This window comes from Nocardioides sp. Soil796 (assembly GCF_001429525.1).
In the GTDB taxonomy this organism is placed as follows: domain Bacteria; phylum Actinomycetota; class Actinomycetes; order Propionibacteriales; family Nocardioidaceae; genus Nocardioides.
Genome location: NZ_LMSQ01000017.1, coordinates 682,508 through 705,176, shown reverse-complemented (window position 1 = coordinate 705,176; position 22,669 = coordinate 682,508). Strand labels below are relative to the sequence as shown.

General features: G+C 68.8%; 24 protein-coding genes. 3 read left to right on the top strand and 21 right to left on the bottom strand.

The annotated features are described in order from the left end of the window. Positions 1-427 precede the first annotated feature (427 nt). Positions 428-2,548 carry an acyl-CoA dehydrogenase gene (locus tag ASH02_RS10390; RefSeq protein WP_057294703.1) on the bottom strand — a complete coding sequence of 707 codons (2,121 nt, stop codon included), beginning with the start codon at positions 2,546-2,548 and terminating at the stop codon, positions 428-430. 93 nt (positions 2,549-2,641) lie between these two features. On the opposite strand from ASH02_RS10390, the gene ASH02_RS10385 reads away from it, so the two are divergent. Next, positions 2,642-3,313 (top strand): class I SAM-dependent methyltransferase, encoded by a 672-nt coding sequence (locus tag ASH02_RS10385; protein WP_235539020.1) that lies wholly within the window; start codon positions 2,642-2,644, stop codon positions 3,311-3,313. On the opposite strand, the gene ASH02_RS10380 is transcribed toward ASH02_RS10385, so the two are convergent. Genes ASH02_RS10380 through ASH02_RS10370 form a run of 3 tightly spaced genes read right to left on the bottom strand, consistent with a single transcriptional unit; the run spans position 3,297 to position 6,373 of the window. Further along, the gene (locus ASH02_RS10380) at positions 3,297-4,385 is read right to left on the bottom strand and encodes a prenyltransferase (protein ID WP_057294702.1); all 1,089 of its coding nucleotides are present in this window, start codon (positions 4,383-4,385) and stop codon (positions 3,297-3,299) included. The two genes, ASH02_RS10385 and ASH02_RS10380, sit on opposite strands and share 17 nt — an antisense overlap. Further along, complete coding sequence (locus tag ASH02_RS10375) at positions 4,375-5,133, bottom strand: class I SAM-dependent methyltransferase (RefSeq protein WP_056679251.1); 759 nt, start codon at positions 5,131-5,133, stop codon at positions 4,375-4,377. Before ASH02_RS10375 ends, ASH02_RS10380 begins: the two co-directional genes overlap by 11 nt. Beyond that, a complete protein-coding gene (locus ASH02_RS10370) occupies positions 5,120-6,373 on the bottom strand; it encodes a glycosyltransferase family 4 protein (protein WP_057294701.1) in 1,254 nt (417 codons plus the stop codon). The genes ASH02_RS10375 and ASH02_RS10370 overlap by 14 nt, the downstream gene beginning before the upstream one ends. A 210-nt stretch (positions 6,374-6,583) precedes the next feature. Here ASH02_RS10370 and kstR point away from each other — a divergent pair, with 210 nt between their 5' ends. Continuing rightward, positions 6,584-7,189 (top strand): cholesterol catabolism transcriptional regulator KstR, encoded by a 606-nt coding sequence (gene kstR, locus ASH02_RS10365; protein WP_056677228.1) that lies wholly within the window; start codon positions 6,584-6,586, stop codon positions 7,187-7,189. 149 nt (positions 7,190-7,338) lie between these two features. Here kstR and ASH02_RS10360 read toward each other — a convergent pair whose 3' ends face one another. The 15 genes from ASH02_RS10360 to ASH02_RS10290 all read right to left on the bottom strand — a co-directional run bounded on the left by ASH02_RS10360 (position 7,339) and on the right by ASH02_RS10290 (position 21,095). Next, positions 7,339-8,094 (bottom strand): SDR family NAD(P)-dependent oxidoreductase, encoded by a 756-nt coding sequence (locus ASH02_RS10360; RefSeq protein ID WP_057294700.1) that lies wholly within the window; start codon positions 8,092-8,094, stop codon positions 7,339-7,341. 65 nt (positions 8,095-8,159) lie between these two features. Beyond that, positions 8,160-9,062: a 3-oxoacyl-ACP reductase gene (locus ASH02_RS10355; protein WP_056677223.1), complete on the bottom strand. Its 903-nt coding sequence runs from the start codon at positions 9,060-9,062 to the stop codon at positions 8,160-8,162. A 4-nt stretch (positions 9,063-9,066) separates the two neighbouring features. After that, positions 9,067-9,261: a ferredoxin gene (locus tag ASH02_RS10350; RefSeq protein ID WP_056677220.1), complete on the bottom strand. Its 195-nt coding sequence runs from the start codon at positions 9,259-9,261 to the stop codon at positions 9,067-9,069. A gap of 4 nt (positions 9,262-9,265) precedes the next feature. Next, on the bottom strand, positions 9,266-9,760 hold the full coding sequence (locus tag ASH02_RS10345) for a pyridoxamine 5'-phosphate oxidase family protein (RefSeq protein WP_056677217.1): 495 nt from the start codon (positions 9,758-9,760) through the stop codon (positions 9,266-9,268). Continuing rightward, entirely contained in the window at positions 9,760-10,752 is a 993-nt protein-coding gene (locus ASH02_RS10340) for an NAD(P)/FAD-dependent oxidoreductase (RefSeq protein WP_056677215.1), read from the bottom strand. Before ASH02_RS10340 ends, ASH02_RS10345 begins: the two co-directional genes overlap by 1 nt. Before the next feature lie 133 nt (positions 10,753-10,885). Next, positions 10,886-11,626, bottom strand: coding sequence for a hypothetical protein (locus ASH02_RS10335; protein WP_056677214.1), 741 nt, complete (start codon positions 11,624-11,626; stop codon positions 10,886-10,888). A gap of 107 nt (positions 11,627-11,733) precedes the next feature. Next, positions 11,734-12,315 carry a hypothetical protein gene (locus ASH02_RS10330; protein WP_156393502.1) on the bottom strand — a complete coding sequence of 194 codons (582 nt, stop codon included), beginning with the start codon at positions 12,313-12,315 and terminating at the stop codon, positions 11,734-11,736. Then, positions 12,312-13,586: an MlaD family protein gene (locus ASH02_RS10325; protein WP_057294699.1), complete on the bottom strand. Its 1,275-nt coding sequence runs from the start codon at positions 13,584-13,586 to the stop codon at positions 12,312-12,314. Before ASH02_RS10325 ends, ASH02_RS10330 begins: the two co-directional genes overlap by 4 nt. Further along, complete coding sequence (locus ASH02_RS10320; protein WP_235530048.1) at positions 13,583-14,944, bottom strand: MCE family protein; 1,362 nt, start codon at positions 14,942-14,944, stop codon at positions 13,583-13,585. Before ASH02_RS10320 ends, ASH02_RS10325 begins: the two co-directional genes overlap by 4 nt. After that, positions 14,941-16,131 carry an MCE family protein gene (locus tag ASH02_RS10315; protein ID WP_057294698.1) on the bottom strand — a complete coding sequence of 397 codons (1,191 nt, stop codon included), beginning with the start codon at positions 16,129-16,131 and terminating at the stop codon, positions 14,941-14,943. Before ASH02_RS10315 ends, ASH02_RS10320 begins: the two co-directional genes overlap by 4 nt. A 1-nt stretch (position 16,132) precedes the next feature. Beyond that, entirely contained in the window at positions 16,133-17,116 is a 984-nt protein-coding gene (locus ASH02_RS10310) for an MCE family protein (protein WP_056677205.1), read from the bottom strand. Beyond that, on the bottom strand, positions 17,116-18,183 hold the full coding sequence (locus ASH02_RS10305) for an MCE family protein (RefSeq protein WP_057294697.1): 1,068 nt from the start codon (positions 18,181-18,183) through the stop codon (positions 17,116-17,118). Before ASH02_RS10305 ends, ASH02_RS10310 begins: the two co-directional genes overlap by 1 nt. Beyond that, positions 18,180-19,529: an MCE family protein gene (locus tag ASH02_RS10300; protein ID WP_057294696.1), complete on the bottom strand. Its 1,350-nt coding sequence runs from the start codon at positions 19,527-19,529 to the stop codon at positions 18,180-18,182. The genes ASH02_RS10305 and ASH02_RS10300 overlap by 4 nt, the downstream gene beginning before the upstream one ends. 4 nt (positions 19,530-19,533) lie before the next feature. Beyond that, on the bottom strand, positions 19,534-20,373 hold the full coding sequence (locus tag ASH02_RS10295; protein ID WP_056677195.1) for an MlaE family ABC transporter permease: 840 nt from the start codon (positions 20,371-20,373) through the stop codon (positions 19,534-19,536). Further along, entirely contained in the window at positions 20,373-21,095 is a 723-nt protein-coding gene (locus tag ASH02_RS10290; RefSeq protein WP_056891435.1) for an MlaE family ABC transporter permease, read from the bottom strand. Before ASH02_RS10290 ends, ASH02_RS10295 begins: the two co-directional genes overlap by 1 nt. Positions 21,096-21,324: 229 nt before the next feature. Here ASH02_RS10290 and ASH02_RS10285 point away from each other — a divergent pair, with 229 nt between their 5' ends. Continuing rightward, positions 21,325-21,888: a DUF1707 SHOCT-like domain-containing protein gene (locus tag ASH02_RS10285; protein WP_056890928.1), complete on the top strand. Its 564-nt coding sequence runs from the start codon at positions 21,325-21,327 to the stop codon at positions 21,886-21,888. Positions 21,889-21,912: 24 nt separating this feature from the next. Here the strand turns inward: ASH02_RS10285 and ASH02_RS10280 are convergent, their stop codons facing one another. Next, entirely contained in the window at positions 21,913-22,287 is a 375-nt protein-coding gene (locus ASH02_RS10280) for a DivIVA domain-containing protein (RefSeq protein ID WP_057294695.1), read from the bottom strand. Beyond that, positions 22,287-22,669, bottom strand: a 383-nt coding sequence (locus ASH02_RS10275) for an MmcQ/YjbR family DNA-binding protein (RefSeq protein ID WP_327152813.1), incomplete at its 5' end; no start/stop codon positions are given. The genes ASH02_RS10280 and ASH02_RS10275, both read right to left, overlap by 1 nt.

The window sequence follows — 22,669 nt, the reverse complement described above, 5'->3', positions numbered from 1 at the left end:
TGTGGTCGACCACCGCCGTGACAACGTGTTCGTCACCGTCAGGTACGTCGACCTGAGGCCGCGAGATGAAATGCAGGGGCACTTCATCTCGCTGATCACCAACGAGAGGATCCGCCGCGACATCACGGTGTTCGTCTTCGCCTCGTCCAGCCTCCAGGGAGACGTGGAGATGACCACAGGCGCCAGCAAAGTCGTGAAGTGCAGCGGCCTGCGGACTGCTATCGACTACCGAGCCAACACCCTGCGCCTGCGAGTGCCACGCTCCTGCCTCAGCAACCCACGTTGGGTGCGTGCCGGGATCGGCACCTTCCGGAGCCCCGCTGACTTCGACCGCATGTTCGTCGACGATGCCGGGCGCGCCGGAGAGTTCCGCAACGCCGGTCCGGCGTACGGCGCCCGGGTGCACCGCGGCTGAGTCCAACCCGAGTCAGCGCGGCAGGCCGAGGATCCGCTCGGCCGCCACGTTCCGCAGGATCTGCGTGGTGCCTCCAGCGATCGAGAGGCAGCGAGTCAGCAGCATCTCGTGCACGGCCGCGTCGACCTCTTCGCCGCCGAGCACGACCCGGTCCCCGAGCAGGTCGACGACCAGCTCGGACGCGTCCTGACGGTTGCGCACGGTGAGCAGCTTGGCCACGCTCGACTCCGCGCCCGGTCCGGCACCGGCCAGCGAGCGCAGCGTCGTACGCACGCCGAGCAGTGCGCAAACTGTGGCGAGTGCGACCGCATGGCCGACCCGCGCCCGTTGCGCAGCCCCGACTCCCCCGGCCAGTGCGACGGCCCGCTCGACGCTCAGGTCGAGCTTGGTGCCGGCCATCGCCACACGCTCGTTGGCCAGTGTGGTGCGCGCCATCCGCCACCCGTTGTCGACCTCGCCTACAACGCAGTCGTCGGGCACGAAGACGTCGTCGAGGAAGACCTCGTTGAAGAGCGCGTCGCCGGTCAGCTCACGCAGGGGTCGTACGTCGATGCCGGTGCTGGACATGTCCAGCATGAAGTAGGTGATTCCCTTGTGCTGCGGGGCCTCCGGGTTCGTCCGGGCCAGGCAGATCGCCCAGTGCGCGTCCTGGGCGAGCGAGGTCCAGACCTTCTGGCCGGTGAGCCGCCAGCCTCCCTCGACCTTGACCGCGCGGGTGCGCAGCGAGGCCAGGTCGGAGCCCGCGCCGGGCTCACTGAACAGCTGGCACCAGACGATCTCGCCGCGCAGCGTGGGGCGCACGAACTGCTCGCGCTGGGCCTCGCTGCCGTGCGCGAGGATGGTCGGCACCGCCCAGCCGCCGATCTTGAGGTCGGCCCGTGCGACGCCCGCTGCCGCAAGCTCCTGGTCGATCACGAGCTGCTCCAGCGGTGACGCGTCCTGCCCCCAGGGCGTCGGCCAGTGCGGCATGAACAGGCCCGACTCGACCAGTCCCCGGCGTTGCGCCTCACCCTCGAGCGCGGCCAACCGCGAGGCCTGCGGGCGGATCCGCTCGCGCACCGGCTCGTCCTCGCCCTCGAAGTCGAGCCGGACCGAGCGTCGTACGCCGTTCTCGGCAGCGTCGGTGAGGGACGCCGCGAAGGTGTCGGAGTCGCCCAACAGCGCGCGCAGCGTGGTTGCGCGGCGCAGGTAGAAGTGGGCGTCGTGCTCGAAGGTGAAGCCGATACCGCCGAGCACCTGGATGCAGTCCTGAGCGACCTGCACCGCGCCGTCGAAGGCGATCGTGCCGGCCACGTCGGCCGCGAAGGCCCACTGGTCGTCGTCGGCGAACGCGATCGAGGCGGCGTCCCAGGCGACCGCGGTGACGGCCTCGGCGGTCTCGAGCATGCCGGCGCACAGCTGCTTGATCGCCTGGAACGAGCCGATCTTCGCACCGAACTGCTCACGCACACCGGCGTACTCCACCGCCGTGTCGAGGCACCACCGGGAGACGCCGGCGGCCTCCGCGGCAGCGAGCGTGACCGCCGTACGGCGCAGCAGCGCGGCATCGATCGTGGGCACCTCGACGACTTCGGAGAGTGGCACTGCGACGAGGTCGACGGAGCCGAAGCGGCGGGACAGGTCCGGTCCGATGGAGGGAGTCACCTCGGCCAGCGTCGACGGTACGACGAACCAGCGATCACCTGAGGTACCGAGCAGGAGGTGCGTGACCGACGGGGCGTCCCAGACGACGTCGACGTGCCCGGACACCGTCCGATCGTCGACCGTGAGGGACGGCACGAGTCCGAGACCCACGGACATCTCGCCACGGGCCAGGGCACCGGCGACGTCCGACGTCTCGCCGAGCAGCGCCGCCGCGACCGCCGTACCCAACAAGGGCCCCGGGAGCATCCGGTGGGCGCAGGCCTCGAGCGCCACCGCCACGTCAAGCACGGAACCCCCGCCACCGCCGGCACCCTCGGGTACGCCGATCGCCGGGACGCCCATCTCTACGAGTGCCGCCCAGGTCTGGCCGAAGGCGGCGGACGCGTCGTGTTCCGCGGCGCGCACTTCGTCGATGGCACCGAGCGACCCGGCCCACTTGCGCAGGGAGTCGCCGAGCTCGCGGTGCTCGTCGCTGATACCGAGGGACACAGTCACTCCTTCTTCGTCGCGGTTGAGTGCTGAGGTGGTTGCCCGAGCGACCATCTCAGCACTCAACCGACTAGAACGTGTTCCAATATTGCCATGAATAGGCTGTCCGGCGTGATGCCGTCCGAACTTCTCGACCATGCCCGCGCCGCCAAGGGCTTCATGCCCGAGGACGAAGGGCTCCTGCTGCACCGCGTCGCCCGCGAGCAGCTACCCACCGGACCCGCTCTGGAGGTCGGCACCTACTGCGGCAAGTCGGCGATCTACATCGGCGCCGCCGCGCGCGAGGTCGGTGGCGTGCTGTTCACCGTCGACCACCACCGCGGGTCGGAGGAGAACCAGGCCGGGTGGGAGCACCACGACACCGAGGTCGTCGACGACGAGTTCGGCCTGATGGACACCCTGCCGTTCTTCCGCAAGGCCATCGCCCGCGCCGGACTCGAGGACCAGGTCGTGGCCGTGATCGGCAGGTCCACGACCGTCAGCCAGCACTGGCGCACTCCCCTGTCGATGCTCTTCATCGACGGCGGCCACGCCGAGGAGCACGCCCAGAACGACTACACCGGCTGGGCGCACTGGGTCCAGCCCGGCGGCAGGCTGGTGATCCACGACGTCTTCGCCGACCCGGCCGACGGCGGCCAGGCGCCGTACCACGTCTTCCAGCGCGCGCTGGCGAGTGGAGCCTTCGCCGAGGACGCCGCCCTCGGCTCCATGCGGGTCCTCGAACGCGTCAGCGGTCAGGCCGGCGACGTCACGAGCGTCGGCTGAGCTCGCACCCGCACTCGAGGGCCATCTCGTCGAAGTGCGCCGCCAGCGTGGTGCCGCGCATGATGTCAGACCCACCGGTGCCGTGCCCGAGGGCGTCGACCGCGAGGATCACCGCAGCGGCGGTGTACGTCGTGTGCTCGGCCGGCCAGTTCACGTCGTCGGGGAACACGTAGCCGGTCCAGTACTTGCCGTCGTCGGAGCGCAGGTGCTGCATGTCGGCCAGCAGCTGCAGGGCCCGGTCGCGGTCGCCCAGCGCGTCGAGGGCCATCACCAGCTCGCAGGTCTCGGCGCCGGTCACCCACGGGTTCTTCGAGACGCAGCGGATGCCGAGGCCCGGCTCGACGAAGGTCTCCCAACGTGAGTTGACCAGGTCGACACCGTCGTCCCCGCGGACCGCACCACCCAGCACCGGGTAGTACCAGTCCATGGAGAACTCGGACTTGTCGAGGAAGTCGTCGCGGTGACGGCGCAGCGCGTGGCCGAGGCGTCCGCCGGCCAGCTCCCACTCCGGCTGCGGCTCGTCCATCAGCTCCGAGAGGGCGACCCCGGCGCGCAGCGCCTGGTAGATGCTCGAGGAGCCGGCCAGCAGGCCCTCAGCGTTCACCTTCGCGGGTCGACCGTCGGCCCACTCCTGCGACCAGGCGATGCCACCGAAGGGCAGCTGCATCGAGACCACGTAGTCCAGCGCGCGTTGCACGACCGGCCAGTGTCGTCGTACGAACCTCACGTCGCGACGCACCAGCCAGTGGTGCCAGACGCCGACCGCGAGGTAGGCGGACATGTTGGTCTCGCTGCTGGCGTCCTCGACCTCGCCGACCACGATCTTCATCGGCCACGAGCCGTCGGGGCGCTGGGTGCGCCGGCACCACTCGTAGGCGCGCTCGGCCGCCTCGACCTCACCACCGACCAGCATCGCCATCGCGCCCTCGACGTGGTTCCACACGTCGACGTGCTCTCCGACCGTCCACGGGATCGCTCCGTCGGGCTCCTGCATGGCCGCGATCGAGGCCGCCGTGCGGGCGACCTCGGCGGCGGTCAGGATGCCGGGGAGCGAGGGCGTCTCAGGCCGCATCCGGCTTGCGGAAGTAGAGGACCATGCTCTTGCCGATCACCGGGTTGAGCGCCTTCTCGGCGAGCCGGGTGACGGTGCTCCAGCGCGGGGTCTTCATGATGTCCCACACCAGCACCTGGTGGTAGGCCTTCACAAGCGGGTGCTGGTCGTTGTTCACGCCGACCGCGCACTTGATCCACCAGTACGGCGAGTGCAGGCCGTGGGCGTAGCCCTTGCCCTCGAAGATCATCGCGTCGCCCGGGGTTCCGTCGTTGTCGCGCCCGCCCTTGGTGACCTTGTCGATCAGCTCGTGGTCGGTGTAGATGCGGATGTGACCGCCCTCGGCGTTGTGGTAGTCCGAGGAGAGCTTCCAGTTGATCACCTCGGGCAGCCAGCGCGGCACCGAGACGGCGAGGGTGCCACCGGGGCGCAGCACCCGGATCAGCTCCCTGATCGCCTCGACGTCGGCCGTGATGTGCTCGAGGATTTCGGCGGCGACGATGCGGTCGAACTCGCCGTCGGCGAACGGCAGGGCGAGCGCGTCGCCCTCCTTGATGTCGGCCTCGGCACCGTCGGGCACCTCGCCGGCCTCCTTCATCGCACCGAAGAGGTCGAGCACGTTCGACAGCTCGTCGGCGTCGCGGTCGAAGGCGACCACGTCGGCACCGCGGCGGTACATCTCGAAGGCGTGGCGTCCGGCCCCGGCGCCCATGTCGAGCACGCGCTCACCGGGCCGGAGGCCCAGTCGGTCGAAGTCAACGGTCAGCATTGGTTCCCCTTGCGTGGTGGTTCTCGATCACTTCGTCGTACGCCGCCGCGGTGGCCGCAGCGACTGCTCGCCAGCTGAACGTCTGCAGGACCCGCTCGCGGCCGGCCCGGCCCATGCGGGCCCGGCGCTCGGGGTCGTCGAGCAGCGCGGCGATGGCCTCGCGCAGCTCCTCGACGTTGCCCGGTTCGACCAGGTCGGCGCAGAGTCCGTCGGGCCCGACCACCTCGGGGATGGCGCCGGCCCGGCTGACCACCAGCGGTGTCTCGCAGGCCATCAGCTCGGCGGTCGGGAGGGAGAAGCCTTCGTAGAGGGACGGCACGACGGCCAGCTCGGCGGAGCCCATCACCTCGACCAGCTCGGCGTCCGAGATGCCGTTGACGAAGCGGACCGCATCGCCGATCGCGAGCTTCTCGATGAGCTTCTCGGTGCGGCCGCCCGCCTCGGGCTTGGTGACCATGAGCAGCTCGAGGTCGCGCTCGGTGCGCAGCTTGGCGAACGCCTCGAGGAGCGTGTGCACGCCCTTGATCGGCGCGTCGGCACTGGCCATCGCGACGATGCGCCCGGGCACGCGGGGCTTGGTCGGCGGGGAGAACACGTCGTCGGCCCCGAGCGGGATCACCTGGATCCTCGACGGGTCGACACCGAAGTCGGCCAGGATGTCGCGGGCCGAGGACTCGGACGGGGTGAGCACCTTGACCGCGCGGCGGGCGACCTTGCCCTGCATGCGCAGGAAGCCGTACCAACGGCGCAGGGTCAGCCGCTTGCGCCAGTTGGGGGCGGCGGCGAGGTCGACGCGGCGGTCGAAGGTGATCGGGTGGTGCAACGTGGTGACCAGCGGGATGCCGGCGTCCATGATGTCGACCATGCCGTGGCCGAGCACCTGGTTGTCGTGCACGACGTCGAAGTCGGCACGGCGGGCCTTGATGATCCTGGCGACGCGCTTGCTGAAGGTCTTCGGCTCGGGGAACCCGGCCGTGCACATCGTGAGGAACTCCTCGACGTCGACCAGGTCGCGGAACTCCTTCAGCTTCGGGACCCGGAACGGGTCGGGCTCGCGGTAGAGGTCGAGGCTGGGCACCTTGGTCAGCCTCACGCCCTCGTCGAGCTCGGGGTACGGCTGGCCGGAGAAGACCTCGACCTCGTGACCCAGCGCGACCAGCTCGCGGCTCAGGTGACGGATGTAGACGCCCTGACCCCCACAGTGGGGCTTGCTCCGATAGGACAGCAGTGCCACGCGCATCACTGTCACCTTCTTCCTGTTCGGCCCGGATCCCGTCACGCGTCGACGACACGAGAAGTGGAACGTGTTCCTATTATGGCCCACGAGGCAGTAGCGTATGCGGAGAGTCCAACGCCGTAGAATGCGGTTTCGTTTCAAGAACGCGGCGCCGATCCCCCAAGTTACCCGTGGGTTGCGTCACACGAGTATTCCTGATGAGAGAGGAAAGCAATGAATGCCCTGAACTCCCTCAGCCAGGAAGAGCTCGGTTCGGCCGCCCAGAGGGAGCGCCGCAAGCGCATCCTCGACGCCACGATCGCGTTGGCCTCCCGCGGCGGCTTCGACGCCGTACAGATGCGCGCCGTGGCCGACCAGGCCGACGTCGCGCTCGGCACGCTCTACCGTTACTTCCCCTCCAAGATCCACCTGCTGGTCTCCGCCCTGGGCCGCGAGTTCGAGCGCTCCCAGGCCGCGATGTCCGGCAAGCCGATCCCGGGAGACACCGCCGAGCAGCGGGTCAACTACGTGCTCGGCCGGACCACCAAGATCCTCCAGAAGGACCCCAACCTCACCGAGGCCCTGACCCGCGCGTTCATGTTCGCCGACGCCAGCGTCTCGACCGAGATCCACCACGTCGGCATGATGCTCACCTCGGTGCTGACCGAGGCGATGGGCACCCGCACCGGCGACGCCGAGCCCACCGAGGAGGAGATCGCGATCGCCCGGGTCATCGGCGACGTCTGGCTCTCGTCGCTCGTCGGCTGGGTCACCGGCCGCTCCTCGGCCACCGACGTGGAGACCTCCATGTCCGTCGCCGTCCGCCTCCTCCTGCGCTGAGCCGATCCCTTGCTCACGCCCCCTCGGGATACTCCCTGACGTTTCGGCCCCAGAATCGGGATACTCCCTGACGTTTCGGCCCTCCTGAGGACCGAAACGTCAGGGAGTATCGAACGTGTGGGGCCGAAACGTCAGGGAGTATCGAGGATTCAGCCGCCGAAGGCGTGGGTGGCGGTGACGCCGCCGTCGACGGCGATCTCGGCGCCGGTGACGTAGCCGCTCTCGTCGCTGGCCAGGTAGACGTAGAGCGGGGCGATGTCCTCCGGGGTTCCTACGCGTCGCATCGGCACCTTGCTGGCGCCGTACTCCATGGCCGCGTCGCCACCGTGCTCGCGCGTCATGCCGGTGTCGATCATGCCGGGGTGCACGGAGTTGACCCGGATGCCGCGGCTGCCGAGCTCGAGCGCCGCCGCCTTGGTCATCCCGCGGATCGCGAACTTCGTGCCGGTGTACGCCGCCAGGCTGCCCATGCCCGCGAGCCCCTCGACCGACGAGGCGTTCACGATCGACCCCTGCTTGTTCCTGCGCATCGTGGGTACGACGGCGCGCATGCCGAGGAACGTGCCGCGTTGGTTGATGCGGACGACCAGGTCGAACTCGTCGAGGTCCATCTTGTGGATCTCGCCGAACCGCAGGATGCCCGCGTTGTTGACCAGCACGTTGACGTCGCCGAACGTGGCGGCGGTGAACTCCACGACCGACGTCCAGGAGGCCTCGTCGCTGACGTCGTGGCGCTGGAAACGAGCGGCGTCACCGAGCTCGGCGGCGAGCTTCTCCCCCGATTCCTCGGCGATGTCGGCGATGACGACCTGCGCCCCTTCTGCGACGAAGGCACGCGCGATGGCCGCGCCCTGCCCTTGAGCGCCGCCGGTGACGATCGCGATCTTGCCGGCCAGTCGGCCCATGGTGAGTCCTCTCGAACGGGAACGGTTGAGTGGCCGGACGACGCCGGCACGTGGATGACGAGCGGTCAGACGGTCAGCTTCATCACCGAGTCGGCGGAGAAGCTGAGGGACGGGTCACGGTCGCTGAAGTAGCCGCCGAGCTGCTTGGAGAGGTCGTCGAGGTCCCAGGTGGAGCCGCTGGCGTCGAAGCGCTGCTCGACCACAGGTGGGGCGAGCAGCGCGACCATGCCGCCGTACACGACGAACATCTGGCCGTTGATCGCGTCGGCGTCCGGGGAGGCCAGGTAGGCCACCAGCGGGGCCACGTGCTCGGGCGAGTAGGGGTCGACGTCCTTGCCGGACTCGTCCTCGCCGAAGACCGCCTCGGTCATCGCGGTGCGGGCCCGTGGGCAGATCGCGTTGGCGCGCACGCCCATCTTCGCCAGGCCCCGGGCCGCCGAGAGGGTCAGCGCACTGATGCCGGCCTTGGCCGCGGCGTAGTTGGCCTGGCCGGGCGAGCCGGAGAGGAACGCCTCGGAGGCGGTGTTCACGATGCGGCCGTAGACCAGCGCACCGGTCTCCTTGGAGACCGCACGCCAGTGGGCGGCGGCGTTGCGGGTCAGCAGGAAGTGCCCGCGCAGGTGCACCCGGATGACGAGGTCCCACTCGTCGTCGCCGAGGTTGAACAGCATGCGGTCGCGGGTGATGCCGGCGTTGTTGACGACCACGTCGAGGCTGCCGAACTCACCGAGGGCGGTGGCCACCATCAGGTCGGCGGTGCTGCGCTCCCCCACGTCTCCGGCAGCGACGACGGCCGAGCCACCGATCGAACGGATCTCCTCGGCTGCCTCGTCGGCGGCACCGGGGAGGTCGTTGAGTACGACGCGCGCACCTGCACGCGCCAGGGCAAGGGCCTCCGCGCGCCCTAGTCCGGCACCGGCACCGGTGACGACGGCCACCCGGCCGTCGAGGTCGAGATCCTGCGACACCGACTCAGTCCTCCACGATCGAGATGGCCGAGCGCGGGCAGGCGGCGACCGCCCGCTGCACGCCGTCGCGGTTCTCGTCGGTGACGTCCTCCTGCTTGACCTCCAGGTAGTCGTCGTCGTCGAGCTCGAAGACGTCGGGGGCGAGCGCCTCGCACAGGGCGTTCGACTCACACAGGTCGAAGTCGACCTTGATCTTCATCTGATCATCCTTCCGTGGGTGCTGACTGCGGCTCGAGCATCTTGCGGTGGTCCCAGGAGCTGACCCGCTCGGGCGTGACGATGACGGCGACCCGCTTGGCCGCCTGGCGGCGTACTTCGGCAGCGCCGACGTCGCCGAGCTGCTCGAACGAGGCCGCACCGACCATGCGGGTGGCCACGGCGCTGCCGATCGCGAAGATGCGGTCGGGGTCAAGGACCAGCTCCGCGACTCCCTTGAGGGAGGCACCGCGCAGCTCGAAGTAGTCGGTGCCGTCCTCGACGAGGCAGGTGATCCGCGGGTCGCGCTCGAGGTTGCGGATCTTCTGCGAGCGGCCGTAGGTCCAGAACGCGAGGCGGCCGTCATCGAGCACGACGTAGAACAGCGTGGTCAGGTGGGCGGTGCCGTCGGTACCGACGGTGGCCACCTGCACCTTGACGTTGTCGCGCAGGAACGCGTCGAGCTCCGCGTCATCGAGGCGTACGGCGTCACGTCCGGACATCAGCTTCCTTCACTCGAGTGGCCGGGGAACACGTGGGCCGCGGGGTCGATCACGACGGCGGCGTTGTTGACCGCCGTGGCCGCCTCGCCGAAGCCGACCGCGATGAGCCGGACCTTGCCGGGGTACTCGGTGATGTCACCGGCGGCGAAGACCCGCGGCAGGTTCGTGCGCATCGACGGGTCGACGACGACGTGGCGCTTCTCGAGCTCGAGGCCCCACTCCTTCATGGGTCCGAGGTCGGCCACGAAGCCGAGGGCAGCGACGACGGCCTGCACGGGCCGCATCGACTTCTCGCCGTCGACGGTGATGACGGCCTCCGCCAGGTCGGGGTCACCGCGCAGCTCGGAAACCTCGGCGCGGGTCACGATCTCGACCGACGAGTCGCGGACCTTCTGCACCGTGCGCTCGTGGGCACGGAAGGCGTCGCGGCGGTGGACCAGCGTCACCGAACGGGCCATCGGCTCGAGGTGGATCGCCCAGTCGAACGCACTGTCTCCTCCGCCGACGATGATCACGTCCTTGCCGGCGTACGGCTCGAAGCTGGGCACGAAGAACTCGACGCCACGTCCCTGCCACCCATCGGCGGCGGGCAGCGGACGCGGACTGAACTTGCCGATGCCGGCGGTGATCAGGACGGCGCGGCCGCGCACGGTGCTGCCGTCTGCCAACCCGATCGTCACGTCGTCGTCGGTCGAGTCCAGCGACGTCGCCGTACGGCCCAGGAGGTACGACGGGCTGGCGGTGTTGGCCTGCTCCACGAGACCCGCGACCAGCTCACGTCCCTTGACGGTCGGGAAGCCGGCCACGTCGAGGATCGCCTTCTCCGGGTACATCGCGGTGATCTGGCCACCGAGCTCGGGCAGCGAGTCGATCACCGCGACCCGCATGCCCCGGAACCCGGCGTAGTAGGCACTGAACAGACCGGTGGGTCCGGCACCGACGATGATCAGGTCGGTCTCGAGGTGTTCGGGGGCAGGTTCTGAGGGCGACATGGCCTGATCCTTCCCCTCCGGACGCACGGGACTCAAGCGCCTCGCCTGAGCAACTTGGTGGAACGTGTTCTAGTTTTGCCCAAGTTAGCCGGGCTGTTCCGCAAAGTCCAGCACGCGGGACGAATGTCCCGGATCAGAGTGCGTGCAGCTCGTCGATCTTCCAGCCGGAGTCGGTGCGCACCATGCGCACCATCACCCGGACCGGGTAGATCTCGGGACCGGTGCGCTGCTTGCCCTCGCCCTTGTAGACGAACTGGTTGAGGAACAGCAGGCTGGCCACCTCGTCGGGCTGCGCCTCCACGACCGAGGCACCGACGACCGCGAAGTCGTACTCCGCCTTGCTCTTGAGGAACAGGTCACGGGTGTCCTTGGTGGTCGCGGAGTACTCCTTCGCGAACCGGTCGGTGATGTACTTCGACGCGTCGTCGAGGTTCTGGTCGTAGTCCTTCCAGGACACGTTGAGGATCTCGGTGACCGACTTGACCGCCGAGTCGGTGGCGTCGCGCCAGTCGGCCATCGGCACCTTCACCGGCTCCTTGGTCACCGTGTACGGCTCACCGAAGTCGAGCACGGCCGCGCTGCTGCCGGAGTCCCCGGAGTCGCCGCGGGCCACGGCCCAGGTCACGACCTCGCCCAGGCCGACCAGGAGCAGGACGGCCAGCACACCGGCCAGCACCTTCGTGGTGCCGCGGCTGCTCAGCACTCCCGGCTGCCGCTGGGGTACGTCGGTCCGGTCGGTCTCGTCCGTCCGGACAGCCGCGACCGGCGACCCGACGGGCGACTCGGCGGGCGACTCGGCGGTCCGGATCGGGGCGTCGGCGACGTCGGACGCATCCGGCCCCACGAGCGGCGTCGGGACGGTCTGCTCGGGCACGTCCGTTCCCGGACGGGCGGAGCGCCCGGCGACCCGGCGCGGCGCGGAGGCGGGAACGCGGGAGCCGCCAACGGGACGACGTGGAGAGCTCTTCTCGGGCATCCCGGTCACCCCACGAACTGCAGGTCGTTGACGAGCCAGCGGCCCTCGGACTTGGTCATGTCGAGTTGCAACCGCAGGTTGCGCTCCACCTTCTTGCCACCGGTGCTCTTGTTGCGCACCGTGCCGTTGGTGGCCACCAGGACCCGTGCGGTGAACTCGGAGGCCGCCACCACGCCGGCCGAGAGCACCTCGCCCTCCATGACCGACCTGTTGCGCTTCATCAGCGTGCGCAACCCCTTCTCGGACGCCTCGTACTGGTCGGCGAACCCGCCGGTGGCGCCCTTCAGGACGGCCTCGGTGGACGTGCTGATGTCGCGGTAGTCGAGGTTCACGAACGCGAGCGCCTCGGCGCGGGCCGCGGTGAGCACGTCGTGGTAGACGACCTCGGGCACGTCCTCCTTGGTCGGCTGCGAAGCGACGTTCTGCGCACCGGGGCCGTCGTCGGCCTGCACCTCGGGCCACACCAGGAAGACCCCGGCGAGTACGGCGCCGAACGCGACGAGCAGCACGGCCACATAGAGCGCGACGTTGACACGCAGCGTCCGGGCGAGGGACTGGTTGACCGGGTTCACTTGGTCTGGGTTCATTGCTGTGCCACCGGCCCCACGAGGAGCCACTTCCAGGAGTCGTCACCGAGGATCGAGAGATTCTTCGGTGAATGTACGGACACGGGATTGCCGTCCTTGTCGACGGCCCCGTCGGTCAGCCCGGTGATCGGGTCGTAGGCGCCACGGTAGGCGCGGCCGCTCGAGTTCGTGCCGGCGCCGCGCTCGGGCGAGTACATGGGACTGCGCTGCACCGACTTCCCGGGCTCCAGGCACCGCGCCGGGTAGATCGCGGTGTCGGTCAGGTCATTGCCCTGGCGCCACTGGTCGGCGGGCATGTAGCCGGCGCCACGACAGGGGCCGGGATTCTGCGCGAGCTGGATGTTGACGTGTCCCCAGCCGTCGCCCGGCGTACCGGTGAAGCCGCCCGCCACGGCCAGGGGGAACGAGACGAGCAGCTGCTCGAGGCCGGCCAGGTGGTTGACCGCGACCTGGTTGGTCGTGACGAGATTGGCCAGCAGGACGGGAAGGGTCGGCTCGAGCTCCTTGAGCAGCGCGTCGACTTCGCGGACGGCCCCGGGTGCGACCTGGAGGATCGTGCGGAGGTCCTTGTCGCTGCCCCGCAACGAGTCGGTCAACGCGGCCAGGTCGCGGCTGAACGCCTTGATGTTCTCGCTCTGCCCCTTCTGGGTGCGCAACACGGTCAGGCCCTGGTCGAGAAGGCGGATCGTGTCGTCGGTGTGCAGGGCCGCCTCGTCGATGAACTTCGTGCCACCGTCGAGAAGCTGCTGCAGCGCCGGCGCGGTGTCCTTGAAGAGGATGCCGAGCTCCTTGACCACCGACGAGAGGCTCTCCTTGTCGACGGAGCCCACGAAAGCGTTCAACGCCACCAGGACCTCGTCCTCACCGACCGGCAGCGAGTCGGCGTCACCGTCGAACGTGTACCCGTTTCCGGCGTACGGGCCGTCGTTGTCCTCGGGCAGGAAGTCGAGGTACTGCTCCCCCACGGCCGAGAGGTTGTGCACGTAGAACGCCGAGTCCTTCGGGATCTTCGTGCCGTCCTCGAGGGCAAGGTCGAGCTCGAGGCCCTCTCCGGTGACGTGCATGCCGGAGACCTTGCCGACCTTGGCGCCGCGGTAGGTCACCTCGCTCCCGACGAACAGGCCGCCGGAGTCGGGCAGCGTGGCGTGCACCGTGATGCCTCGCCCCAGCACCTTGTCGACGAAGCCGAGGTAGTTCGCGGTGACGTAGACGATGCCGACTGCACTGAGGATGCAGAAGGCGATCAGGCGGACCTTCACACCGTGGGTCATGAGAGCCCCGTCCCGTAGATGTCCGGCGCGCGTGACTCCTGCGGGCTGGTCGCCGCGTCGCGCAGGCCGGGGAGCCCCGGGATCCCGGACAACGCCGGAAGGTCGGGCAGACCCGGCAGGCCGAGGAGGTCGGTCAGGTCGGAGAGGCTGGGGATCCCACCGCCGGGCAGCACCGCCACGATCTTGCAGACGTCCTTGGCCCGGTTGGCGGGCAGCTTGCAGGCGGCCCGGAGCTCGCGGAAGAGGTCGAGGTTGGTGAGGAACTTGGCGCAGTCCTTGCCGCCCAGGTTGCCGCTGGCGAGGCACTTCTGGAGGTCCTTCACCAGCTGCCCGGGGTCGGGCAGAGAGACGATCGGTGCGTCGGTGAGGTAGTTCTCGAGGTTGATGTCGAGCCGGATCTCGGTGTTGCCGTAGTCGCCCTTGACGATGTCCTGGGCCTCGTCGGGGAACGGGAAGCTCAGCATCAGCGAGAGCCCGGCCGGCAACGACTTCCCGGCCTCGTTGAGCTTCGACAGGATCGGCTTGAGCGACTTCAGGGAGGCGACCAGGTTGCCCTTGGTGGCGCCGATGACCCGGGTGCCGACCTTGCCGAGGTCGTCGAGGCCGACGAGCATCTGCACCAGCTCGTCGTGCTGCGCGGCCAGCACCTTGACCGCCGGGCCCATCACGTCGAGGGCGTCGCCGATCACCGCGCGTTCGTCGTTCAGCGTGGTGGCCAGGCCATTGAGCGACTCCATGGCCCGGATGATGTCGGCCTTCTGGTCGTCGATCGTGCCGACCACCGAGTCCAGGCTGGAGAGCAGGGTCTTGAGGCGGTCGGTGCGACCGTTCATCACATTGTTGAGCTCGGTGGTGATCGTGCCGAGCTGCGCCACGCCGCCGCCGCTGAGCAGGAACGAGAGCGCGCCGAGCACTTCCTCGACCTCCGGGTTGCGACCGGTGTCGGCCCGCGCGATGTTGTCCTTGTCGCCGAGTCGGCCGACCGGGGGCTTGACCGGGTCCGGCTCGAGGGCGACGTACTTCTCGCCGAGCAGGCTGGTCTGCCGGATCATCGCGACCGCGTTGGCGGGAAGCTCGACGTTGTCGCGGATGCGCATCGTCACCTTGGCGTGCCACCCGACCCGCTCCACGTCGGTGATCTCCCCGACCGGGACGTCGTCGACCATCACTGGCGAACGCGGTACGACGTTGAGCACGTCGTCGAACTCGGCGGTGACCTCGAACGACTTGTCCTCGTCGACACCGGAGCCCGGCAGCGGCAGGTCGTAGGCGCCGTCGAACTTGCAGCCGGCGACCAGCACGAGGAGCGCCAGCACCACCGCCAGCAGGATGCGTCCACGCAGGAGCCGGGTCATCATCGGGCCCCCGTCAGGTCGGAGAGCGTGGTCGAGGTGTCGCCGGCGTACTGGTCGGCGACCTGCTGGTCGGGGCTCGCGCCCTTGGTTCCGGTGCCGCGGCTCGGGAGGCTCTGGTTGGCCTGCGAGACGACTGGCTCGAGCAGCGTCTTGAAGAGCGTGCAGGCGAGGTTCTTGCTGGCCTTGGGCAGCTCGGACTGCTGGATCACCGCGCAGAGGAAGCCGTCGGAGTCGGCCACGTTCTGCTGGAACCCGAAGCGGGAGCCGATCGATCCGGACTTCTGGTCGTAGGCGCGGACGAGGTTCCCGATGCCCACGGGGCCGGCGGTCAGCGCGAGGTCGATCGCGTCCTTCTCGGAGGCGATGTTCTTCGCCACCCGGGTCAGCTTGCGCACGTCGGTGCCGATCGCCTTCCGGTTGCGCTTGATGAACTTCTCGACCGTGCCGACCGCACCGGCCACCGATGCCAGGGCCTGCTGCAGCTCCTGGCGTTCGTCGGCCAGGTCGGCGGACACGCCGGCCAGGTCCTTCATGAACGCGACGACGTACTCGTCGTTGGCGGCGAGGGTCTCGGTGAAGTTCGCCAGGTTCTCCACGGTCTTGAACAGGTCACCGCTGCCGTTGCCGAACGTGGTCGCCGCCGCGGCCAGGTCGTTGATCATCTGGTTGCCGAGCCTGCCCTTGCCCTTGAGGTTCTTGTCCGCGACCTTGAGCAGGTGGTTGAGCGTGCCGTCCTTGTTCGCGCCGTTCGGCCCCAACGCGGTGGTCAGGTCGCGCAGCCCGGCGTAGATCCGGTCGAGCTCGACCGGGACCCCGGTGTCGGGCAAGGCGATGTCGGCGGCGTCGGCCATCACCGCCCCCGAGGTGTACGCCGGGGTGAGCTGCACGAACCGGTCGGCCACCAGGGTCGGCGTGACGATCACGGCCTTGGCGTCGTCGGGCAGCTTCACGCTGGCGTCGTACTGCATCTCGACGCGCACCGAGTTGCCCTCGGGCACCACGTCGGTGACCTTGCCGACCGTCACCCCGAGCACGCGGACGTCGGTGTCCTTGAAGATGCTGACCGCCCGTGGGAAGTGGGCGGTGACCGTCTTGGTCTCCTCGTCGCCGCGGATCGCCATGAAGGTGCCGGCCAGCAGGAGTACGGCGACCACCACGGCGAGCAGGCGCGGGTTGAGGTAACGGGTCATGTCAGTTCACCGTCCCTACCTGGCTGAACTCACCGGTGGCCAGGCCGGCCAGGTTGACCACGTAGGCGTCGAACCAGGGTCCGGTGCCGATGATGTTGCCGAGGATGTCGGCGTACGGGCCGTAGGCGGCGAGGGTGTTCTTGAGCTCCTTCTCCTTGGAGGTGAGGAAGTTCAGCAGGTCGTCGACCTCCTTGAGGGCCGGTCCGATCTCCGACTGGTTGTCGACCACGACGCCGCGCAGCTCACGGGCCAGCACCCTGGCGTTGACCAGCAGGCGGTGCACGGCGGCCTTGCGACTGCGCAGCTCCTTGAAGACGAGGTCGGCGTTCTTGACCAGCTTGACGACGTCGTTGCGGCGGTCGTCGAGGATCTCGCTGACCGACGCCGAGCCCTCGAGCAGGGTCTGCAGCTCGGCATCACGGCCGGCGACCGACTGCGAGAGCCGTGAGATGCCGGTGAACGCGGCCTGCAGCTCCGGGCCCGAGGACTCGATCGTCGAGCCGACCGTGTTCAGCGCCTGCTTGAGCTGCGGGATGTCGATGCGCGCGGTGGTGTCGGTGAGGTCGCCCAGCACCCCGACGATGTCGTAGGCGGCCTTGGTGCGGGAGACCGGGATGACGTCGTCGGTGTCGAGCTGGCCCGGACCGGCCGGCGTGAGCTCGAGGTACTTCTCCCCCAGCAGGTTCAGCACCTGCACCGAGGCCCGGCTCTCCCTGCCGAACTCGACCCCGTGGTCGACCTCGAAGGTGACCAGCACCTTGTCGCCCTTGAGCTCGATGTCCTGGACCCGGCCGGCCCGGATGCCGCCGACCTGCACCATGTTGCCCTTGCGCAGGCCGCTGGCGTCCTTGAACTCGGCCTGGAAGCTGTCGCCGCCGAACCCGGGGAACTTGGAGAGGTTGAACGCCGCCGCCACGATCAGCAGGGCGACGACGAGGGTGATCGCCCCCAGGCGCAGGATCTGGTGCTCGCTGTAGCCGCGCATCACTGACACCTGGCCGCGTTGGACTTGATCTTGAAGTTGCCGAGCTGCTCCTGGAGCTTGGCCAGGCCCGGTACGTCACTGAGCACCGGCAGCTGGATCCGCACGGAGGCGGCGCAGAGGTAGTAGTTGTACCAGGAGCCGTAGGTCCCGGTACGGGTCTGGTCGGTCATCGACTCGGGCAGCCGGTCGAGCAGCTCTCCGAGCACCTTCTCGCTCTCCGGGCGGGTGAGCAGCTCCGCGAGCTTGCGGAGCTCGACCACGTCGGCCTTCAGCCAGGGCCGTGAGTCCTTGAGCAGCCCGGCCACCACCTCGGTGAGGTCGGAGATGTTGTCCAGGGAGCTGCCGATCGTCTTGCGGTCCTTCGCCAGGTCGGTCATCCAGCCCTTCAGCTCGACGATCAGCTCGGTGAACTGCTCGGAGCGGTTGTTGACGGTGTCTGCGGTCTGGCTGAGGTTCGTGATGACCTCACCGATCAGCTTGTCGCGGTCGGCGAGGCTGTTGGTCAGCGACGCAGTGTTGGCCAGCAGGCTCTGCACGGTGCCGCCCTCGCCCTGCAGCACGCGCACGAGGTTGAGCGACAGGTCGTTGACCTGGGTCGGGTTCAGCGCGGTGAACAGCGGCTGGAACCCGTTGAACAACACCGTCAGGTCGAGCGCCGGACTGGTCCGCGAGAGTGGGATCGTGGAGTCCTCGTCGAGCCTCGGGGCGTCGCCGTCCTTGCCCTCCTCGATGGCGAGGTAGCGGTCGCCGACCAGGTTCTTGAACCTGATCTCGGCCCGCGTCGAGGTGGTCATCGGCACGTCGGCCTTGACCCGGAAGGTCACCAGCGCGTGGTTGCGGTCGTGGTGCTCGACGTCCTTGACCTCGCCGACCGACACCCCGGCAATGCGTACGTCGTCACCCTTCTCGAGCATCGACGCACTGGTGAACTCGGCCTGGTACGTCTTCCCCGCACCGAAGCCGATGTTGCCCATGATCGCGGCCAGCAGGCCGGTGACCAGGATGCTGACCACGGTGAAGATGCCGAGCTTGATGCCGGCCGCGATGGTGACCGAGTTGCGGCTCATGAGGACACCTCCGCCCCGCGCATCAGCGGACCGTAGAGCAGCGAGGGCATCGAGCCGTAGGAGTCGGCCGGACTGCCCGAGCGGGCGGCCAGCAGCGAGCTGGTGATCTTCTGGTCGGCGGCGGTGCCCACCTCGCCCATCGTCACGTTGCGCCGGCTGGTGGCACTGATGCCGAGCAGGTCGAGCAACCGGCTCGGGTCCTGGAGGAACGCGGTCGGTGAGTCGTCGAGCGTGCGGTCGTCACCGTCCTTGAGGGCGGGCACGGGCGGGTAGGGCACCTGCGGGTTGGGCAGTCCGGCGCACCACGGCCCGTGGCCGACCTCGCCGTACTGCGGCCGGTCGGCGCTGGTGTACCCGGCGTACTGGGTGGCACCGAGCTCGACGTACTGCTTGACCCGGTCGCCGGCGAACATGTCTCCGAGGTAGTCGTCGTACCTGTCGAGACCGCGCAGCAGGCAGGGGAACTCCGGGGAGTAGACCGCGAGCAGGTTGAGCAGCGGCTCGGTGACCTCGCCCATCCGGATCAGGTCGGTCTCGTTCTCCCGGAGGATGCGCGTGGTCGTGCCGGCCAGCCCGGTGACGTCGGCGAAGAAGGTGCCGAGGTTCTCCTTGTTGTCCAGCACGGTCTGGCTGGTCACCGTCGCGTTGCGCAGCACGTCGATCAGGTCGGGCGCCGCGATGGAGTAGGTCTCCGCGACCTCGCCGAGAAGGATCAGGTCCTTGCGCAGCGTGGGCAGGTGGCTCTCGATGGCGCCGAGGTAGGAGCCCAGCTTGTCCATCGTCTCGCCGATCTCCTCGCCCCGGCCGGCAAGTGCGGTGGCCAGTGCGTTCAGCGTCGCGTTCAGGTCTGCCGGGCGCACCGAGCGGAGCAGCGGGAACAGGTCGGCCAGGATGCGGCTGAGCTCGACGTTGGTCTCGACCCGGTCGGAGGGGATCACGTCGCCGTCCGCGAGTGACTTCCCTGACGGGGACTCGGGGTCGACGAACGAGATGTACTTCTGGCCGAACAGCGTCGTCGGCAGGATCTCCACGGAGACGTTGGACGGGATGTTCTTGGCCGCGTCGGGCTTGAGGCCGACCTTGATCGAGGCCTGCTTGCCGTCCTGGTCGATGCCGCGGACCTGTCCGACGAGGACGCCGTGGACCCGCACGTCTCCGAACTTCGCGAGCTGCAGCCCGGCCCGGTCGGCCTTGATCGTGACCATGGTGACCGGTTCGAAGACCTTCTGGTAGACCGCGATCGAGGTGCCGATGAAGGTGGCCAGCAGGGTCAGGAAGACGACGCCGAAGAACAGCAACCGCCGGTGTTCTGCGGCGTTGCCGTGGTGCAGGTTGACCAGAAGCACGCGACTACCCCGTGATCCTGACCGTGGTCGTCGAACCCCAGATCGCGAAGCTGAGGAAGAAGTCGGCCACCACGATCCAGACGATCGAGGTGCGGATCGCGCGGCCGACCGCCGTACCCACACCGGCGGGGCCGCCCGAGGCGGTGTAGCCGTAGTAGCAGTGGATCAGGATCACCGAGATCGCCAGGAACAGCAGCTTGAAGAACGACCAGAGCATGTCGATCGGCGGCAGGAACTGCAGGAAGTAGTGGTCGTAGGTGCCCGCCGACTGGCCGTACATCAGCGTCGTGATCAGCCGCGGCGAGAGGTACGACGCCGAGAGCGCCACGATGTAGAGCGGGATCACCGCGATGAAGGCCGCGATCATGCGGGTGGTGACCAGGAACGGCAGCGACGGCACGCCCATCACCTCGAGCGCGTCGATCTCCTCCGAGATGCGCATGGCACCCAGTCGCGCGGTGTAGCCGCACCCGACGGTCGCAGCCAGCGCGATCGAGGAGACCAGGGGGGCCACCTCGCGGGTGTTGAAGTACGCGGAGATGAACGCGCTGAACTTGGCGACGCCGATCTGGCTCAGGGAGGCGTAGCCCTGGATGCCGACTTCCGTGCCGGCGAAGAAGGCCAGGAACGCGATCACCCCGACGGTGCCCGCGATCATGGTCAGGCCGCCCGCCCCGAACGTGACCTCGGCCAGGGTGTTCCAGATCTCGCGGCGATAGCGGCGTACGGCGCGGGGCGTCCAGCTCAGTGCCTTCACGTAGAACAGGAACTGGTCGCCGTACGCCTCGAGGGTGTCGCGGCGGCCCTTGACGAACGACGTGCCGAGTGAGGTGAGAGTCGCCATCACAACCCCGGCGGTGGGACGACTTGGAAGTAGATCGCGGTGATGATCGCGTTCATGAAGAACAGCAGCATGAAGGCGATGATCACCGACTCGTTGACCGCTCGGCCGACGCCACTGGGGCCGCCGCCGGCGTTGAGCCCCTTGTAGGCGCCCACCACCGCGGCCAGCCAGCCGAACACGGCGGCCTTGATCATCGCGATGTAGAGGTCGGGCAGCGAGGCCAGTGCGGTGAACGACGACAGGAACGCACCTGCCGAACCGCCCTGGATGATGACGGTGAAGAAGTAGCCGCCACCGATGCCGGCGGAGATCACCAGCCCGTTGATCATCAGGGCCACGAAGACGGTGGCGCACACCCGGGGAGCCACCAGGCGCTCGAGCGGGTCGATGCCGAGCACCTCCATGGCGTCGATCTCCTCGCGGATCTTGCGGGCGCCCATGTCGGAGCAGATCGCCGACCCGGCGGCTCCGGCGATGATCAGGGCCGCCGCGATCGGTGCCGCCTCGCGGACCACCGCCAGCACCGCCGTGGCACCGGCGAAGGACTGCGCGCCCAGCTGGCCGGTCAGGTTGCCGACCTGGAGCGAGATCACCGCGCCGAACGGGATCGAGACGAGGATGGTGGGCATCAGGGTGACGCTGGTGATGAACCAAGCCTGCTCGATGAACTCGCGGAACTGGAACGGCCTGGTGAAGATCCGCTTGGTCACCTGCACGACCATCGCCGTGATCTCGCCGGGGCCACGGACCACGGACACAGCGGAGAACCCCACTCTGTTACCTCCCTGGTCCGGTGCCGCCTGCGCGAACGCACTGGTGACGAAGCCGCAATACTAGAACGTGTTCTCATTATCGGCAATGCCGACGCGCGGATGTGTACCTCCGAGTAACGAGCCGGGCCGATTTTGGTGACGCCTCCGACCGGCGTCGGGCGGGGCCTAGTCTTGGTCCATGCCTGCGATCTGGGACGAGTTCGAGCACGATCCGCGCGACGCGGACAACCGTGCCCTGCGTGCGGCCGATCGCGACCGCGACGTCGTACGCCGGGTGCTGGAACAGGCGTACGGCGACGGGCGACTGGACCGCACCGAGCTCGACGAGCGCACCGACCGGGTGCTCGGCTCACGGACGCTCGGCGAGCTTCCCGCACTGATCGGCGACCTGGTGCCGGTCACGGCGACCACCCCGGCGGCGCTGGTCGACCACGACCAACGAGCCGTCCTGGCCTGGCGCAAGGACCGCAAGGACGCCCTGTGGACGTTCCTCTCCGCGTCGTTGATCTGCTGGGTGATCTGGGCCGCCACCAGCTTCGGCGGCGACGGCTTCCACCCCAACTTCCCGTGGCCGCTCTTCGTGATGCTCGGCACCGGGCTGAACCTGGGCCGAGTGGTCTTCATGAGGGACGAGATGGTCGAGCGGGAACGCCGACGCCTCGAGAAGAAGGAGCGCAAGGCGCTGGAGAAGCGCGATGAGCAGGCGCCGCGCGAGCTCGACCCGCCCGCCGAGCCCGAGTGAGCCGCGTTCCGGTGCCTCCGTCGCTCAGCGGCGGAAGAGCCGTTTGAACAGGCCGTGCTGCTCCTCGATCACGCCGGGCACCTCGACGTGGGGGTCGGCAGGCGTGTGGTGGGACTGCTCCTGGGGCGGCGACTGCTCCGGCGCCGGAGCCCCCTTCGACTCCGCCACCACACTGGCGAGGAACTCGTCGACCTCCCGGACGGCGTACCCCTCGCGGAAGCGGACCGTCGAGAAGCGCACCATGTCGACCAGTGCCTCCACGGGACGACCTTGGCGCAGGGCCACGACGAGGCCGTCGAGGAAGTCGTCGACGTGGCCCATCTCGTAGCCGACCTGGGCGCGGACCGGCGTGAAGATCACCGAGTTGATGCGCTCGATCAACGCTTCGTGGTCGGCCATCAGGTGGTCCCCTGCGCGTCGGGCCGGAGCTTCTTGGGCAACTTCGAGACCACGGTGGACCACGACTCCTCGACGGCCGCACGCAGCTCGTCGTCGGGGATCGCGCCGCCGAAGGCGAGGTCGTTCCAGCCGGAGCGGCCGATGTAACGCATCACGGAGGCGTCGTCGGGGTAGCGCTGGAGCCACTCGTCGGCGACGTCGCGGTCGGGACCGCACTTCACCCCGACACCGGTCTCGCCGAGGAACGCGAAGATCTTGCCGCGCTCCCCCGGGCCCACCTTGATCACGGGGTGCTCGTGGCCCCACGGGTTGTCGGGCCACGCTCCGGGGAGCGACAGCGCGAACGCCTGCATCTGCGCGACATTCATCCGGCCACCGGTTC

Coding starts and splice junctions, on each gene's coding strand:
- kstR (WP_056677228.1), top strand. CDS start 6,584: ATGAATGCCCTGAACTCCCTCAGCCAGGAAGAGCTCGGTTCGGCCGCC.
- ASH02_RS10375 (WP_056679251.1), bottom strand. CDS start 5,133: ATGCTGACCGTTGACTTCGACCGACTGGGCCTCCGGCCCGGTGAGCGC.
- ASH02_RS10315 (WP_057294698.1), bottom strand. CDS start 16,131: ATGACCCGTTACCTCAACCCGCGCCTGCTCGCCGTGGTGGTCGCCGTA.
- ASH02_RS10325 (WP_057294699.1), bottom strand. CDS start 13,586: ATGACCCACGGTGTGAAGGTCCGCCTGATCGCCTTCTGCATCCTCAGT.
- ASH02_RS10280 (WP_057294695.1), bottom strand. CDS start 22,287: ATGGCCGACCACGAAGCGTTGATCGAGCGCATCAACTCGGTGATCTTC.
- ASH02_RS10320 (WP_235530048.1), bottom strand. CDS start 14,944: ATGATGACCCGGCTCCTGCGTGGACGCATCCTGCTGGCGGTGGTGCTG.
- ASH02_RS10360 (WP_057294700.1), bottom strand. CDS start 8,094: ATGGGCCGACTGGCCGGCAAGATCGCGATCGTCACCGGCGGCGCTCAA.
- ASH02_RS10385 (WP_235539020.1), top strand. CDS start 2,642: ATGAATAGGCTGTCCGGCGTGATGCCGTCCGAACTTCTCGACCATGCC.
- ASH02_RS10305 (WP_057294697.1), bottom strand. CDS start 18,183: ATGAGCCGCAACTCGGTCACCATCGCGGCCGGCATCAAGCTCGGCATC.
- ASH02_RS10285 (WP_056890928.1), top strand. CDS start 21,325: ATGCCTGCGATCTGGGACGAGTTCGAGCACGATCCGCGCGACGCGGAC.
- ASH02_RS10340 (WP_056677215.1), bottom strand. CDS start 10,752: ATGTCGCCCTCAGAACCTGCCCCCGAACACCTCGAGACCGACCTGATC.
- ASH02_RS10345 (WP_056677217.1), bottom strand. CDS start 9,760: ATGTCCGGACGTGACGCCGTACGCCTCGATGACGCGGAGCTCGACGCG.
- ASH02_RS10310 (WP_056677205.1), bottom strand. CDS start 17,116: ATGCGCGGCTACAGCGAGCACCAGATCCTGCGCCTGGGGGCGATCACC.
- ASH02_RS10330 (WP_156393502.1), bottom strand. CDS start 12,315: ATGAACCCAGACCAAGTGAACCCGGTCAACCAGTCCCTCGCCCGGACG.
- ASH02_RS10380 (WP_057294702.1), bottom strand. CDS start 4,385: ATGCGGCCTGAGACGCCCTCGCTCCCCGGCATCCTGACCGCCGCCGAG.
- ASH02_RS10370 (WP_057294701.1), bottom strand. CDS start 6,373: ATGCGCGTGGCACTGCTGTCCTATCGGAGCAAGCCCCACTGTGGGGGT.
- ASH02_RS10295 (WP_056677195.1), bottom strand. CDS start 20,373: ATGGCGACTCTCACCTCACTCGGCACGTCGTTCGTCAAGGGCCGCCGC.
- ASH02_RS10290 (WP_056891435.1), bottom strand. CDS start 21,095: ATGGTCGTGCAGGTGACCAAGCGGATCTTCACCAGGCCGTTCCAGTTC.
- ASH02_RS10350 (WP_056677220.1), bottom strand. CDS start 9,261: ATGAAGATCAAGGTCGACTTCGACCTGTGTGAGTCGAACGCCCTGTGC.